The 16,384-nt window shown below is 43.8% G+C and carries 11 protein-coding genes; 7 read left to right on the forward strand and 4 right to left on the reverse strand.

Translation table 11 applies throughout. The features are described 5' to 3' along the window. Together H524_RS15380 and H524_RS17885 are read left to right on the forward strand one after the other, a co-directional pair. Window positions 1-197, forward strand: a 197-nt coding sequence (locus tag H524_RS15380) for an ATP-binding protein (protein WP_044122007.1), incomplete at its 5' end; no start/stop codon positions are given. A gap of 173 nt (window positions 198-370) precedes the next feature. Beyond that, window positions 371-496, forward strand: a complete 126-nt coding sequence (locus H524_RS17885; protein WP_281171316.1) for a hypothetical protein — start codon at window positions 371-373, stop codon at window positions 494-496. Between the two features lie 242 nt (window positions 497-738). Here the strand turns inward: H524_RS17885 and H524_RS0110085 are convergent, their stop codons facing one another. The 3 genes from H524_RS0110085 to H524_RS15390 form a co-directional block, all read right to left on the reverse strand. Next, window positions 739-2,913 carry a hypothetical protein gene (locus H524_RS0110085; RefSeq protein ID WP_027940125.1) on the reverse strand — a complete coding sequence of 725 codons (2,175 nt, stop codon included), beginning with the start codon at window positions 2,911-2,913 and terminating at the stop codon, window positions 739-741. A gap of 138 nt (window positions 2,914-3,051) precedes the next feature. Beyond that, the gene (locus tag H524_RS16725) at window positions 3,052-5,799 is read right to left on the reverse strand and encodes a S49 family peptidase (RefSeq protein ID WP_027940126.1); all 2,748 of its coding nucleotides are present in this window, start codon (window positions 5,797-5,799) and stop codon (window positions 3,052-3,054) included. A gap of 524 nt (window positions 5,800-6,323) precedes the next feature. Beyond that, the gene (locus tag H524_RS15390; RefSeq protein ID WP_169726147.1) at window positions 6,324-7,124 is read right to left on the reverse strand and encodes a basic amino acid ABC transporter substrate-binding protein; all 801 of its coding nucleotides are present in this window, start codon (window positions 7,122-7,124) and stop codon (window positions 6,324-6,326) included. Window positions 7,125-7,950: 826 nt separating this feature from the next. Between H524_RS15390 and creD the strand changes: the two genes are divergently transcribed. The 5 genes from creD to H524_RS0110125 all read left to right on the forward strand — a co-directional run bounded on the left by creD (window position 7,951) and on the right by H524_RS0110125 (window position 16,014). Next, window positions 7,951-10,287 carry a cell envelope integrity protein CreD gene (gene creD, locus H524_RS0110105; RefSeq protein WP_027940127.1) on the forward strand — a complete coding sequence of 779 codons (2,337 nt, stop codon included), beginning with the start codon at window positions 7,951-7,953 and terminating at the stop codon, window positions 10,285-10,287. 96 nt (window positions 10,288-10,383) lie between these two features. Beyond that, window positions 10,384-12,378 (forward strand): inner membrane CreD family protein, encoded by a 1,995-nt coding sequence (locus H524_RS0110110; RefSeq protein ID WP_027940128.1) that lies wholly within the window; start codon window positions 10,384-10,386, stop codon window positions 12,376-12,378. A 655-nt stretch (window positions 12,379-13,033) separates the two neighbouring features. Further along, window positions 13,034-13,285: an FmdB family zinc ribbon protein gene (locus H524_RS17100; RefSeq protein WP_027940129.1), complete on the forward strand. Its 252-nt coding sequence runs from the start codon at window positions 13,034-13,036 to the stop codon at window positions 13,283-13,285. 194 nt (window positions 13,286-13,479) lie between these two features. Continuing rightward, complete coding sequence (gene aspS / locus H524_RS0110120) at window positions 13,480-15,243, forward strand: aspartate--tRNA ligase (RefSeq protein WP_027940130.1); 1,764 nt, start codon at window positions 13,480-13,482, stop codon at window positions 15,241-15,243. A 15-nt stretch (window positions 15,244-15,258) separates the two neighbouring features. Then, window positions 15,259-16,014 (forward strand): YebC/PmpR family DNA-binding transcriptional regulator, encoded by a 756-nt coding sequence (locus H524_RS0110125; RefSeq protein ID WP_027940131.1) that lies wholly within the window; start codon window positions 15,259-15,261, stop codon window positions 16,012-16,014. Between the two features lie 163 nt (window positions 16,015-16,177). Here the strand turns inward: H524_RS0110125 and H524_RS0110130 are convergent. Then, a partial coding sequence (locus H524_RS0110130; protein WP_027940132.1) for a hypothetical protein occupies window positions 16,178-16,384 on the reverse strand: 207 nt, incomplete at its 5' end.

Here is a 16,384-nt window from a genome sequence, read left to right on the forward strand (position 1 = left end):
TTCCTGATTGCTATGAGCTTGAAAGCTATGATGCTCGTTATGCTCCATGTGCACCAGAAATCATAAAGTATTTTTTCAAGTGCAAGTGGATTGAGTTAGGGTATAACTTGATATTGGTTGGTGGACCGGGTCAAGGTAAAACCCTCTTAGCGACATCTCTAGGCAAAGCAGCCTATTTATTAGGATACACTACTTAATTTGTATCCTGCATAGAGTTGTTTCACATTTTTAAAATAAAAACGATGTTGTGCTCATGGTATCGAGCTTCAACCCATGAGTAATCGTTATGCTCAAACAAGCATTTTCTTAGGTATTGCTATTCTTACAATGTCATTTGCTGTTAATTGCTGTGAACGCTCAGGCAAAAGACGTGTATTTTAACGGCTATACCCGATCTGACGGCACTCAAGTACGTGGCCACTATCGTTCTGCGCCTGATTATAGCTATGATAACAATTGGTCTACTGAGGGCTACACCACCCCATATACTGCTTAGGGCAATGCCAACACATATACTGGTGAGCGTGGTACCAACGAGCGCCGTGGCTACTAATTAAACCTTAGTAGCGGCCATATTAGCTTGGTGCCAACGAGCGCCGTGGCTACTAGTTTAGCTAGGCTATGGCTGCATGGACAGATCATTTCTTCTACAAGAAATCTTTAGTCTGTAGACATATGCGGCCATAGTTCAAAGACTAGCCTTGAATGGCTAGCATTTTAGATTCATGTTTAGGCCATCTAGTCTTTGAGAGCGAGGGCTAAAGCTACCGCATCGCTAATTGAGTCGCTGTGCAGTGGGTCGATGCGGAAATTTTTTCCTGATGTAGTTGCTTGAGATGGTGTTTTCTTCTGCAATGCCATAGTTGGCATTACTTGGTTAGTAGCATTAATCTTATTGATAAAGGTCTCGTCCTTGAGGATATGGCCGTTGGCAAAACGTGCCCACTCAGGGCCAAGCTTTGATAACACTTCTGTGGCTGATTTAAAGGCTGGTTTTAGCTGCAAATCATCGTTGGTGATCCCTTGGTTATTATCAAACAGTGGGAATAAACTGCCAGTGTTGACTGTCTTCTTTTGTACACTGATATTGTTGAGGCAACCTCTAAGACCAGCAAGCTCAGTTACATATGGGCTAACCGTAAAGCAATCTTTCCTTGGAAATTTTGTGAATCTATCTTCAATTGGAAGGGCTTTAAGCATAATGTCAGTGTAGTGCTCGATGTAGTGGCCCAATGAGATCAATGTCATCAAGAGGACATTAGACAAGAAAGCAAAGCCCTTGTATGCATCTTTACAGTTATAAAAGTAATCTGGCAGCACTAGTAGGTTATACAAGAACTCGCGCCATCTATAATGGAACTGGTTGTAATTAACAATCAGCGGATAGAGCTCTTCAATGGCAAGTGGCTTATCTAAGTCTGACTGAGCCACTACGAACATAGTGCTCGAGAGCGCGTGTTTATTAAGAAGTTGATCATTACAAATGACTGTAGCTTTGATCTTCCAGTTGACATCACCATTGTTGTCATATTGTATGAACTTTGGTTGCTCGCCTATCTCATAGCTAATTTTCGAGTATTTCAAACCTTTTGGCAGCACATTTTCAAGAAAGTCTCGTGCCTCTATGTGTGATTTGAAATTTTTAGATGTATTAATGAGCTCTTGAGTACTCTTTACTTCTTGTATGGCCTGAGAAATAAGGCTGTCTCTATCTTTAGTTTCAAAATCTGGTATAGATAGTACTGACAGATCAAGATCGTATACAACCTCTGTTGGAACGTGCTTTCTACGCGGTAGAGGTCGTATCTTTTCACAATGCAATCCCTTGCCAAGCTCGATACCATGACTATTGATAAGCGGGATCATGTCATCGATTTCGGTATGAATATGCTCACGATACATCGGGCTATTGATGTGTAGCTGACATATGAGATTTAATCCAAGAGACTTGATGTAGCCTACCAGCGGATTAGAGATGAGCTGGCCTTCAACAATGACTTGCTTAATATCTGGGTAAAGCTTTAAAACTTTTGGCAAATTCTCCTTGACGAAAGTGTCAATGAAAGTTCTGCCACGAGGTTTAGTTGTACATACAGCATATGTTAATGGTATGCCTGTAGCCGCATCACAAATAAAATCGTATGTGTTCTCATCAGCTTTAAACAGTCTTCGTGAGTGAGCTACGATAAAGACTGCTCTTACCTTATGTTCGGGGGTAAATTGAGTAACGATAGGGTAGGCCAAATCTCTAAAGAGCCTCTGACAATCGGCAATCTTGCCAAGCTGAGCAAAGCCTAAAGCACTAGTGAACTGATTGAACAGCAGATAGTCTTGGTTACGTTCAACCTTCATGAACGCTGGATAAAATACTTTAAGCTTGGGCTTATCAAATAAGTGACGAGTTTCGTAACCTTGATGCTGACAGCTATAGAGATCAAAGAGGGCTTTGGTAATAAGCACATCTCTATTAAGACCGACGATCTTCTTTTGGCCGATATGAGCGACAATTTTCTCAATGATGCCAAAACGTTCAATGGCACCGCTCAGCAAAGGTAAGAAATCAATATTAAAACTACTTAGTTTCTTATCCTTGTTATTAGCGGAGACGAACTTATACAGGTCCTGAGCTCTTATAAATGAGTTTAGGTCTACTTCACTCTTTTTAGATAATATTTGATCGATAGTGACATCAGAAACTGTAAGACCCAAAGACACCATAGTCTCAAGCATTGCAAGATCATTGAGCTCTCTAATTGAGATTGGATCTTTGAGGCTACTGACTTTGAACTTACTGTAGTCTCTGCCAAATATAAAGGCGTACTCACTAAACTTAGTAAAGTGAAATTTGCGCACGACTTCGACAAGCTCATGGTCAAGGAGCACTACATCGCTATCATATGAACGTTTTACCATAGAATATTCCTCGCTTGTCGTACTCTGCTTGGCGCTTTTGTCGTTCAGGCCTTTTATCCAGTGTGTATTAGAATCTGTGGGCCGTGCAGCTCTCTGTGCGTAAATAAGACAGAGAGCTTCAGCGCTAAGTGCAAAACTTTATAGTTTTGGATCAGTGATAGGACTGATGGCCATGAGGTTGTTAGAGCCGTCCTTTTTGAGCATCTTGCTGTTCTGACGCAGCTTTAACATGGCCTCGGTGAACTCAGGTGGTAAGTAGGCATTAGAAAGGCCAAAGAGTAGGGACTCAAAACCACCAAGTTCATTTTGGCTTGCAGGGGACATGTGACGTACGCGCAGACGGTTTGGATCAATGCCAGCTTGCTTTGCTGCATAGGCAATAGCGTCAGATAAGTTACCCACCTCATCAACTAAACCTAAAGTCTGAGCTTCTTCAGCTAGGAAGATTTGGCCTTCGGCAAAGATCTCGTAGGTATTTGCTTTTAAACCACGGTTCTTAGCAACTAACTCCACAAAGTCTTTGTAGGTCTTTTCAACCGCTAAGTTGTACATCATCTGTTGAGAGTATGGCATTTCCTTAGCAATTGGGGCTTGAGCAAGCTCATTAGTCGCTACACCATCTTGGTAAGCACCATATTTGTTAAGTAGGCGATGAGCACCAAAGCTCAGACCAAACACACCAATGGAGCCAGTAATGGTGCTCTGAGTGGCAAAGATCTTCTCAGCTTGTGAGCCAATCCAGTAAGCACCTGATGCAGCTGTACCATTCATAGACACAATAATTGGCTTAACAGTGTACTTTTGTAGGGCCTCAAGAGATCTACGAATCTTTTCAGATGCAATGACACTACCACCTGGACTGTTTAAGTACAGCACTACAGCAGCAATATTGTCATTCATCATCGCCTCTTCAATCTGAGGAGCGATATTGTCATAGGCAAAGTCGCTTGGTCTTTCAGGATAATCGGTGATCTCACCAATACCATAGATAACAGCAACAGTGTTTGAACTTGCCTTCTTGCCTTCCTTGAGGCGACGCTCAATCTGGCGCTTGGCCTCCGAAATTGCTTCAATATCACTAAATTGCAGCGATGTACGATTGTCCTCAGCACCACGATCGTAAGATCTATCAGTACCATTAGCTGTATAGTTATAGCCATTGGCCTGCAGCTTAGCAGCACCACCTGCATCAGCAACAGAACCAGAGCCTACAGCCTCGGCACTAGCGCCTGAGACGGTACTAGCTGCACTTGTAATAGCGCTAGAAGCGCTAGCAACATCAGTACTCTTGCTAAGTGTAGCTGCAGCTGATGATAGCGGGCTTACTGAAGTGCTATTGGCCATGATGGAGTTCATGGAGCCAATGATAGCAGATGGACGTACTTCGATTTGAGAAAGAGCGCCGGCCTTCTTACCTGAAGTGAGCGCATGGTGGCGCATCAGATAATCTTGGTAAGTAATGATCGCAGGGCGATATGGTCGATCGTAATCGGCATTGACCTGCTCGCTAAGCTCCTCGTAGTAGAGGTTGAGTGGCATAATCTCATCAACTAAGCCTTGAGCAAGCTGCAGCTGAGCGCGATCGCCGCCATAACGACGAATCCACTGAGCATAGACATTAGCCTCAGGCAAGATCTCACGAGATTTAACTGCGATCTTAGAACGAGCGCCGATGGATTTTTTATAAATATCCCATGACTTAAAGGCAATGGCTTGATACTCACGACGTACATCTGGAGACATGGCATTGAGCATGAAAGGCTCAACTGCGCTCTTAAAATGGCCAGCACGGAAAATATATGGAGTAATCTGAGCCTTTTCGAGCATGTCCTTAAAGTACAGTGAGGTCATGGAAATACCTCTTAAGTCCACCTCACCTAAGCTATCCATAACAATCTTGTCAGCATGGGCTGCAATGGCATAGGCAGACTGAGAGAAGGTAGTACCAACGACCACAACCTCACGGCTAAATTCAGAGCCCTCAGCGCGTTTGTCTTTTGCCTTGGCTAATTCCATAGCACTGCCAATACGCTCGGCAACTGACAGAGACACAGGGTTCATGCCGTCGACTGAGATGATGACTTTCTTAATGGTAGAGTCATTAGCACTAAGCTCTAATGCCTTTTCGATAGCCACTAATTCATGGCTCATCTTGCCGTATAAAGCACTTTCTAACTCACGCTGCAGTACATCAATCTGTGAGGAGCTAAATGGCATTTCACTAATTGGACCATTAAGGTCAAAGTAGAGTACCTCAGCTTTATCTGCAATGGCGTTAATCTGATCTGCAGTAGTGGATGAAAAAGAGATGCCGTTTTCTTTAAGTGATTGCACGGCCATATAGCCGCCAAAGACAAAGAACATCAGCAGTAAGAAGATAATGTTAAAAACGAAGTTACGAGCAAAGGTAATCCATGAGCCGATAGTGAGCATTACATTGCACACTGGGCCGTGATCAGAGCGCTTTTTGAGCTCATACTTATCCCATGGCACCTGAATAGTTTGCTCTTGATTAGGTGCAAAGCCCTGATTTTGATTAAAACCTTGTCCTTGGTTTGGGGAAAATCCATGACCTTGGTTGGCAGTGTAGCCCTGGTTTTGATTTTGGTAATTGCCAGGACCACCTTGATAACCATAGCCACGATTAGCGCCTTGATTATTGTTATAACCACGGCCATAGCCACCCTGATTATCAGCGCCAGCGTAGTTGTTGCGATTGACGTAACCTTGCTCTGCATAGCGATTATTGGCAGAACCGTAGTTACGTGAGCCGTACTCGCCGCTACCTTGGGCATTGTTGTTCTGATAATTGGCGTATGAACCATTTGGAGTAGCGTTCTGATTACGCTGTTGTCCTGAACCGTAGTTTCCGCGTTGATCGCTCATCTTCGTGCCTATGTCAAACGTCTTAGCAAGGGCATTGCCCTGACAAACCAAGCTTAGGTAGTTACGCAAGCATCCTATGCTGTCATCATCTTATGCAGCTATAGCCTAATTTACTCGCAATACTTTAAAAAAGTGCCTCTATTTGAGCACACAACCTAAATGACCTAACTATTTTGTGCAGCAATTGTAGCATGCATAATTGCTAGACCTTTGTCAGGTGTAAAAAAGAACCAAAATAGCCACACCAAGCCAAGCCATAGCATCGCCTCGTATCAAGCACAGCAAAGCAACAGCCTAGAGCAGGCGCTTAGATGATGAGCTTAAGGCATTGGTTAAGCAAGATGAGGTATTGCGCTTATAAAGCATATAGCTAGCACCAAAAGAGGCTTGCAAAACTCAGATAAGTTGCAGAAAGTGGGGCTCAAACTAAAAAATGGCAAAGAGTGGGGCAAAAACTAAAAGCCCCCGCACTAGGCGAGGGCTGTTAATAGTTTGCGAGGTAATTTAACTAAAGATAGTGATTCTTACTTAGCAGTCTTGAGAGTAGAGATTTCCTTGGCGTGCTTCTTTAAGTCATCGGTCATGTCGTAGCCGAACCACTTGGTGGAAATCTTGCCAAACTCGCCGTTCTCAACTAAGCGCTTGAGGCCCTCGTTAATTACAGAGAGGAGCTCCTTGTTGCCCTTAGCTACAGCGATACCATAGTACTCGCTCTGAGCAGAGTCGATATCGCGGGATACAACGAATTCCTTGTTCTTAGGATGTTGAGCTAAGAAGAAGTCGTTAACTGGACGATCGTTTACCACAACATCACAGCCGCCGTTTTGCAGCTCTAAGTAGGTCTCAGGAGGAGTATTGAACTGCTTTAAATCAGGCTTTTCCATGGTCTTTTGTAAGTATAAAGCACCAGTGGTTCCGATCTGTGTGCAAATCTCAGCCTTCTCAAGCTTGTCAAAAGAGTCATACTTCTTAGCATCATCCTTCATAACTAAGTAAGTAAGACCGCAGCGGTAGTAAGGGTCAGAGAAGTCGACACGCTCAGCACGCTCTGGAGAGATGGTAAAGCCAGAGATGATAAGGTCGATGTTGTTGGTCATTAAGGTTGGGATAATACCGTCAAAAGGATAGCCCTTCATATCAACGGTGTAGCCCATCTCTTTGGCAATGGCATTGATTAAGTCAACGTCAAAACCAATGAGCTTGCCCTTGTCATCAGTGTAGGTGAATGGAGCGAAGGCGGCATCACAGCCTACGCGGAGAACCTTAGGGTCATGGGCAGCAGTTTCGGCAGCATGAGAATGTGCCACATTTAAACTCAGTGCCACGCCCATCGCCAATGCTGATACTTTATTTAGGTTTCCCATGATGTAAATTCTCCAAAAAGATGAACAAAGTTCTTTTAAGTAATGTGCCAAGCAAGAGGCTAGTTAAGTTAAAAAGCCTAAAGCTGAACTTGCCTTCATGCTTGACGTTAAGCCTCTTTAGTTGCTAGCGGCATGTGATGCTATGGCCTCTAGTCAAGTTTTGAGACTAAGTGATATATGCTTAACTTAAGTATAAAACTAAAGTGCTTAAGCTTAATACAAAGTTTGGTACACGTGTGACCAAAACTAAGAATAGGCATATTTTAGCGGACTTTTTAGTAAGATAAGTCTTTGTTGCACAAATGTGAGCAACAATCACAAAAACTACAATTGAATGCTACGGTATAGGGCATACTCCCCTTAATAGGGCAAAATCATTGGTTTTTGACCTACATACAGGATTGCATACACGTTTAGAGCAGTTTTTTGCCTAACGGCGCACCAAAATAAGTCTATCACTGATAGTAATATTAGTCATTGCAAAGATAAGCATCCTGTCAAAGCATAAGCAATTGTAAGCTACATATGTTAAGAGTCATTTGCTTGCATCTTTGAGTTTTTTTTACAGCAAGTTCAGGTAGCATATAAGTAGCAATTGCGAGTGCATCAAAACTTAGTGCAATTAACAGTTCACACTGTTAATTATGCTTACTTAACTGTGGCGTTAGATGAGTCTAGTTAGTAGGCAAAATACGAGTTGGCCAATACTTTAGAATATACGTATAGTGTAGCTCGTTTACAAATACTGTGCGGACATGCCTTAACGTTAAAGGTACATGGTGGGTATATGCAAAAAGATCAATATGAAGATTCATCTCAAAGCTTGGCACAATCAGGCTCTGAGCTACAGTCACACTCTTCAGACACTCAGCTACAATTACACTCAAGTGACAATAGCTTAGCATCTAGTGATACAAGCAAGCTCAATGAGCAAAGCATAGAAGCCTCACCAGTCAATCAATCCACTCATACCAATGAGCAAACTATGAATACAAATAACCTCTCAGGCACAAATCAAGACCAAGGCCAAGATCATGGAGCCGAAGCCCATGGCCAAACAGCGCACGCCTCGGTACAGGACAATCAAGGCGGCATGTATGCTCAGGGCAATCTACCAGTGCAGCAAGGCCAATACGTAGCGCAAGGTCAGCAAGCACAGCAAGGTCAGCTAAATCAGTATTCCAATACTGCTCAGCAGGGAGTGCAGTGGGGTATGGGCCAGCAGCCACAACAGCCGCAGCAACAACAGCCGCAGCAACAGCAACTACAGCAGCCAGGCGCAATGGGGCAATTTGCTCCGCAGCAAGGACAGCATAGCACTATGGATCAGCAGCCACACCAACAAGGTCAGCAAGGCAATATGGGCCAATATCCAAACCATGGCAACATGGCTATGTCCAATGGTAAGTACTATGCCAATGGCGCAGCTATGAATAATGGTTATGCTCAGGGCAAGCAAGGCAATGGCGCTGCCATGAATAATGGTTATGCTCAGGGCAATCAAGGCAACGGCGCTGCCATGAATAATGGTTATGCTCAGGGCAATCAGGGCCGTGGTGCAGCGCATGGGGCTGATGTAAGTGCAGGCCATGCTAACTCCAAGGGATTGTTGGCACTTAAGAGGGGTGAGTGGTCATCAAACCTTTCTATGCATATCTTAATGATTGCTATCATTTCCATTTTGCTGCTCATCCCAACCCTCTTTTTTACATATGTGCTCGATGATCGTATGGATAACCAAGAATATGCGGTCGACTCCATTGTGGAGCCATGGGGTTATAGCCAGCACTTTGGTGATCCAAACATTCTGTTGCATATGGATGTGAGCTCTTTATTTAAGGTCGAAGATGACAGTGACGAGAAAAAGATTAAGGTAGATGACAAGATCTTTATGGCTATTGCCAGCAAAAGCGATTCTCAAATCGATATCGATTTTGAAAAGCGCTATAGAGGCAATTATGAGGCTACCTTATACAAGACTACTGTAGTGCAAGAGGGCTATATTGATCTTGCTAGAGCCATTGGTAATGTAGTTTCAGATAATAGCTCACGCAAAGTGTCCTTGAATGCAGTTGAGTTCTTTGTGCCTGTGTCCTACTCTCGTGCCATTGATGATATTAAGTCCATTACTTTAAATGGTAAGGCTTATATGGTTGAGAGCATTAAGCATAATAGCCTTAATGGTTTTGGCGTTACTTTATTGCAAGATGATATTGAAGAGATCTTAGCTGGCTCTAATATCAGCAAAGTTGAGCATGATCTTGTCAAAGGATCTAAGCAAAGCTCCTCATCAATTGCATCTAATGTTCCTGCACTCAAGAACACCTTTGATGCAGATGCAGAACGTAAGAATGAGGATAATACTGCAGTTGCTACCGTTGGTCGCATGAGCAAGGCAACAGATCCTGGCATGGTACGTTATAGAGTGGAGTATGTATTACGTGGCTCTCAAAAGCTCTTATTTAGACCTTTAGGCCAGTCAACAACCACAGCATTTAAAGGTGAGTGGTCTAATCCTTCATATACTGGATCATTCTTACCAAGTGAACGCACCTCTGATGAAAAGACCTTTAGTGCAACCTACTTACAAAACAACATCGCCACTGCTTTACCTTTGGTGTTAGATACTGAAAGATTATATCTCTTTAGCACTGATGACTCTTATTGCTTGGACTTTTCTAACTCCATCACCTTCTACACCTTAATTGATAGATTGACTAAGTACGTATTGCTCTTTATCTCCATGTGCTTTGTAACTGTCTTAGCTTGCGAGATTGTGATGAGTCGTATGGTGTCATTAGCTCAATACGTAGTCATTGGTGTAGCTCTCATCATGTTCTACATGGTGCTGTTAGCTTTAAGTGAGCACACTTCTTTTACCTTTGCTTATATCTGCGCATCACTTTTGATGTCGGTAATGATCTCGCTTTACTTGAAAGCCGCACTTAACTCCAAGCGTTCGGCCTTAGCAGTATGCATCATGCTGCTAGCTATGTACGCCGTACTCTTTGCCATTGTGCACATCGAGGCTTATGCATTACTCGTGGGTACCATCTTGCTCATAGCCATGCTCGGTATCGTCATGTACATTACCCGTCGCATTAACGTTAAGGTTAATTTCTAACAAGCTTCAAAGTCCATCAGATAATGCCTATGCATTTAACTGATGGGCTATAGCTTGGTTGTGAATTACTTTTCTTGAGGCTTTAGGATCATCACTATGGATAATGCTAATAGCAGCAGTGAGGCACACAAAGATAGTGCACCACCCCACTTAACCTCAACTCATGATGCTGCAGCCGATCAGTCCCAAGCTAAAGGCAGTGATCTTGTGCACTCTCAAGGCAATGCTGCAAAGCATGCCAGCACAAACGCAACTGCTGAGGATACCTGTACAGACGCAACTGCAGAGCATGCCAGCGCAAACGTAAGTGCAGAGCATGCCAGTGCAAACGTCGCTGCTAAGCAAGCAGCTCAGGCATCAGAGGATGCAAAGGCAGTGGCATCTGAGGTTGAGGCTGCACTGCAGATGCAAGATGAGAAGCGCAATGGACTTGAGGAAAAGATGAAAGAGATCTTTTCTGGTAGCTTTGGTGCGGGCGATGATGTCTTAAGAGTGCCTGAGCGTAAGAAACTCACAGGGCATATCTTTGCGCTGCTTGGTCTTGGCTTCTTGCTCTTGCTGTGCGGCAATATCTTGTACATGTTTGAATCAGAGCGATCTTATTTGTATAGCGAGGTTGCAGACAAATACACCAAAGCTTGGGGCGATATACAAAAGCTTTCCGATCCGGTTATTGCCATTCCTGCTGCAGTGCCAAAGAAGTGTGATTCAGACGATTGTACTGGCAAGTACAAAGAGTATGGCTCCGGTATGCTCATTGGAGGAGCAGGCAAGGCTGAGAGCTCAATTCGTATTGATAGCTATAACGTATCTGAAGGTCCATTTGATGTTGGTCTATACAAGGCTTATGTAAGACAAAAGGGTTATCTAGAGCTTGATATTAATGCAATTAGCTTTTTGCAAGAACATCAATTGCGCACCAATCTTGTCTACGTTCTCATCTACTTAAGCGACTATCGTTCATTAGAAAAGATTCATACGCTAAAGCTTGCTGGCGTGGATCGTCAGGCTGTAAGTTTGTCGCCTTTTACTGGCTTTGCTGTTGCACTTAGTAAAAAAGAGGTGCTTGATCTTATCAATAGCACTCAAAGACATAGTGCTCCTAAGCTTACATATGAGTTTATCTATTCTTTGAGGGGATCAAATAGCTTTACGTATACACCACTAGCATCTCAAAGCACTATGCTCATAGCTGGCAATGGCATCAAACCAGAAATTCGAGATAAATCAGGTCTCCTCAGATCAAATCTGGTGCATATACGTGGCTCAAATATAATATTAGAAGATGATGGCACCACTTCATTAGATTTATCGACAGATAAGCTTATTTCAAGTACCAATATCTTATCTACATCTACTGACAAAGATTTTGGTAACGATGCTAGAAAAGATGGTGAACAATCTAGCAGTGCAATCTCTATCGGACATGATGAATATGATAGTCAGGCGCTAAAGTCACTCTTTGAGATGGCAGGCACTAGCTATGAGATGAAGTTTACTACTGACAATATTGTCTCGTATGAATACCTCTATCAGACTTTATTTGATCTTTACAAGATGGATAATGATGAGGATCGCTACTCTAATCATGAATGGCAGTTTAGAAACTACTTCAATCGCACCAATGAGGTAGAGCTGTATTTCTCGCCTAACTACTTTGACACAACTTATGAGTTGTTTGAGGCAATTTGCTTATACAGCATCTTGATGATGATGATTGTCTTTGTGACCTTGCTGTCCATTGAGGTATCCATCAAGCGCATGATCTCAAGGCTGCAGTACTTTATTTGCGGTCTGGGGATCATCATATTCTATGTATTCTTGTTAGCGCTTGCAGAGTATATGAGCTTCTTTAATTCCTACATTATTGCTGCGCTCATTACCTCTAGCATGCTCTCAGCTTATATCTACTCAGCAACTGAGGTAAAGAAAGCTGCTGCGATCTTGATGGGCGTTCAGCTTGTTGGACATGCCTTAACTTACGTCATTGTATTTGTAACTGGCCTTGGTTTACTCATATCTACGGTCTTACTGGTGATCATGTTAGGCGTTATCATGTTCATTACACGTAAGATTAATCGCCAAGACTAGTAACAATCAAAACTGCCCAATGCACTTTGAACAGTGACGTTAAGGCAAAATCAAACTCAAAGACTGGGCAGCTTTTAGCTGCCCATTGTCTTTGAGTGCCATAGTGTTTCAGGATCATGTGCATTTTATTGTTCAGAAAAGAGTGCAGCGACACTGTATAGCCTCATTAAATAAAGCCATGCGCCGCACCTCCACGAAATTATAGATGGAACAATCCACTAGCCTAGAAAAGGGGGATGGAGCGACCCACTAGCTTAAAATGGGAGTTTGCAAGGAGCACAGCAAGGTAGACGGCTAATTGCAGATTCAATGCAAGACAAATGGGCATTACAGGGCACACTACAGGCAGATAGTGTCAAGAGAGTGCCATGTGCATGTGCGGTCAAGGCGCGTTTATGGCTTAGATTAGGGCTTTTGTGCTATATTTTTGGTGAACAATGTTCTGATATGTGGTCAGTTTCTAGCAAAAAGGCTATAATTTAAGGCTTAGCTGCGTCCTGTTAGGGCTTATTTTGGAGCGCTACAGAGGCGTTAATATGTATCGTGAAAGCCTTTTTACTAGTGAGGCATTGCGCTACATTACATTGGTTTAGCAGGTTTAATCATTTGATTACTTGCTAGCTGCATACAACTAAACAAGCAGCAAAGGATTGTTATGCCCTTCTACGAATATCGTTGTTCAGAATGTGGTCACACATTAACTAAATTACAGTCAATGAGTGCCGCTCCGTTAACACAGTGTCCAGAGTGTCACAAGGATACCTTGGTTAAGCTTATTTCGGCCTCCAACTGCGATCTGAAAGGTGTAGGCGTCTTTGGTAGCTCTAAGCAGCCTTTTAAGAACGAAAGCTGCTCAACTCCAGCTGCTCCTAGTGCATGCGCCTCTTGCCCAAACGCTCAAAGCTAGGCAAGGAGCAAGCTTTTGCAGCGTAAGCTGCTAGCAATTTAGCAAGACGTTAGTTCACTTGAATATCTTGTGGTTGTGCAAGTCCTTGCTACTTATAAAAATAAGGGCATGGAGATGCTTGTGAAATTACAGCATCAATTTGAGCTGAACTTAAAGATTTCTTTCTTTACAAGCTAAAGGCAAATTCTATGTCAATGCGTTCACATTACTGTGATCAAGTCGGTCTGAATGAAAAAGATCAGACCGTTACCCTGTGCGGCTGGGTTAACAAGCGCCGCGACTTAGGCGGTCTGATTTTCATCGACGTACGTGACAGAACTGGTCTTGTTCAGGTAGTTTTTGAGCCTGACAATCAGCAGTTACACGAGAAGGCAGCAACTTTACGTAACGAGTTCTGCATCAAGGTAACTGGCATTGTAAAGCCACGTCCAGACAATCAGGTAAACTCCAATATGAAGAGCGGTGCAATCGAAGTTTATGCATCCGATCTTGATATTTTAAACAAGTGCGCCGTATTGCCTTTAGACTTCAATCAGGACAATACCGAAGAGCAGCGTCTGCGTTATCGCTACTTAGACCTGCGTCGTCCTGAGATGATCGCCAACTTCACCAAGCGTCACAGCGTAACTCGCTTTGTACGTCAGTACTTAGATGAGCACGGCTTTATCGACGTTGAGACCCCAATGCTGACTAAGGCAACTCCTGAGGGTGCTCGTGATTACCTGGTGCCATCTCGTATTCACCACGGCAAGTTCTATGCTCTGCCACAGTCACCACAGCTGTTCAAGCAGCTCCTCATGATCTCTGGTTTTGATCGCTACTATCAGATCACTAAGTGCTTCCGTGATGAGGACTTACGTGCTGATCGTCAGCCAGAGTTTACCCAGATCGATATTGAAACCTCCTTCATGTCCTCAGACGACGTGCGTGCTGTTATGGAAGACATGATGGTAGGCCTCTTTAAGAAAGAAGAGAATGTTGATTTAGGTAAGTTCCCAGTCTTAACTTGGACTGAGGCTATGGAGCGCTTTGGCTCTGATAAGCCTGATTTACGTATCGACTTTGAGCTTAAGTCACTTGATGATCTCGTTAAAGACAGCGAGTTTAAGGTGCTCTCAGAGCCTGCTAACGATGCTGAGTCACGTGTAGTTGGCTTTGCTCTGCCAGGCGGTGCTGCTCTTACCCGTAAGCAGATTGATGGCTATACCGATTACGTCAAGAAGCTTGGCGCTGGTGGCCTCATGTACATCAAGGTTAACGAGCTTGCCAAGGGCGCTGAAGGCATGCAGTCTTCATTTGCTAAGCACGTCACTGAGGAGCTGTTAGTCAATGTTGCTAACGCTTGTTCTGCTAAGGACGGCGATATCGTATTCATCGGCTGCGGCAAGACTGTAAAGTGCCAGACCTTCATGGGTGCACTGCGCTGTGCTACTGCTCGTGACCACAATTTAGTCAACCCAGGCTTCAAGGCTTTATGGGTTGTTCACTTCCCAATGTTCGAGATCACCGAAGAGGCTGGTCTTACCGCAATGCACCACCCATTCACAGCCCCTGCTGGTGTAACCCCTCAGCAGTTAATTGACCAGCCATTAAGCGTCTTTGCTGATGCTTATGACATGGTTATCAATGGCTATGAAGTAGGTGGCGGTTCTGTTCGTATTTACAACGAGGAAATGCAGAAGGCTGTATTTACTGTATTAGGTATTAGCGAAGAAGAAGCAAGAACTAAGTTTGGCTTCTTACTCGACGCTCTGTCTTTCGGCGCTCCTCCACATGCAGGTCTGGCTTTTGGTCTGGATCGTCTTACCATGTTACTCACTCATACTGAGAACATTCGTGACGTTATTGCATTCCCTAAGACTACTGCCGCATCTTGCTTAATGACTGAGGCTCCTAACTTAGCCTCTGACGAAGCATTGCAAGAACTCGCAATTGCCATCACTGACGTAGAAAAGTAATCCAGGAGAATCATCATGGCAGGTCACTCCAAGTGGGCCAACATTCGTTTCCGTAAGGCTGCCCAGGACGCTAAGAAGGGCAAGATCTTTACTAAATTAATCCGTGAAATCACCTCTGCAGCTCGTTTAGGCGGCGGTGATGAAAGTGCAAACCCACGTCTGCGCTCTGCAGTTATCTCTGCATTAGCTCAGAACATGACCCGTGACACTATCAAGCGTGCTATTGAGCGTGGTGTTGGTGGCGGTGAAGGCTCAGATCTCGAGTCCATCACTTACGAGGGTTACGGTGTTGGTGGCGTTGCTGTTATGGTTGAGTGTATGACCGACAACCGTAACCGTACCGCATCTGACGTTCGTCACGGCTTTACCAAGTTTGGTGGCAACTTAGGTACAACTGGTTCTGTTGGTTACTTATTCACCAAGCAGGGCTTAATCAGCTTCATGCCTGATGAGTCAGGTAACATGAGCGTTGATGAAGAGACTGCAATGAACATCGCTCTTGAGGCCGGTGCTGATGACGTTGTTGTTAATGACGACGGTTCTATCGATGTAACCACCGCTCCTGAGAACTTTGTTGCTGTTGTAGACGCTTTTGCAGCTCAGAACATCAGCCCATCTTCAGCTGAAGTTACCATGACCCCATCAACTGAGACTGCACTGGACAAGGAAACTGCAGAGAAGTTCATCCGTATGATCGATCTTCTTGAGGACCTTGATGACGTTCAGAACGTCTACCACAACGCCGAGATCCCAGATGATCTCGAGATGTAATTAATCCTCATCTCAAAATAATCTTGCGCCTCAAGGATGAACTTTATTTATCCTTGTGGCCATAATAAAAATGCCGCAGCATGAAACCAAAATTTCGTCATGCTGCGGCATTTTTGTTTCCATTCACCAAAAATAGCCATTGAATAGCAACGGCCACTTAATATTATTTTGGTTTAGCAATGCCCTTGGCATTGATATCAGGGTGTTGATACTCAACAGCATAAGTGCCGTCACGGTTAATCCTAGAGACAGCTGCAACTTGCTTAAGAGCATTGCTAATGACAATGCAATAGCGATTCGGATCGGAGTTAAGCAAGCTAAAGCCATACTTGCGATCGATCATTTGCTTAGAGCCCTCATCAAGCTTCTT

Source organism: Anaerobiospirillum succiniciproducens DSM 6400 (assembly GCF_000482845.1).
In the GTDB taxonomy this organism is placed as follows: Bacteria; Pseudomonadota; Gammaproteobacteria; order Enterobacterales; family Succinivibrionaceae; genus Anaerobiospirillum; species Anaerobiospirillum succiniciproducens.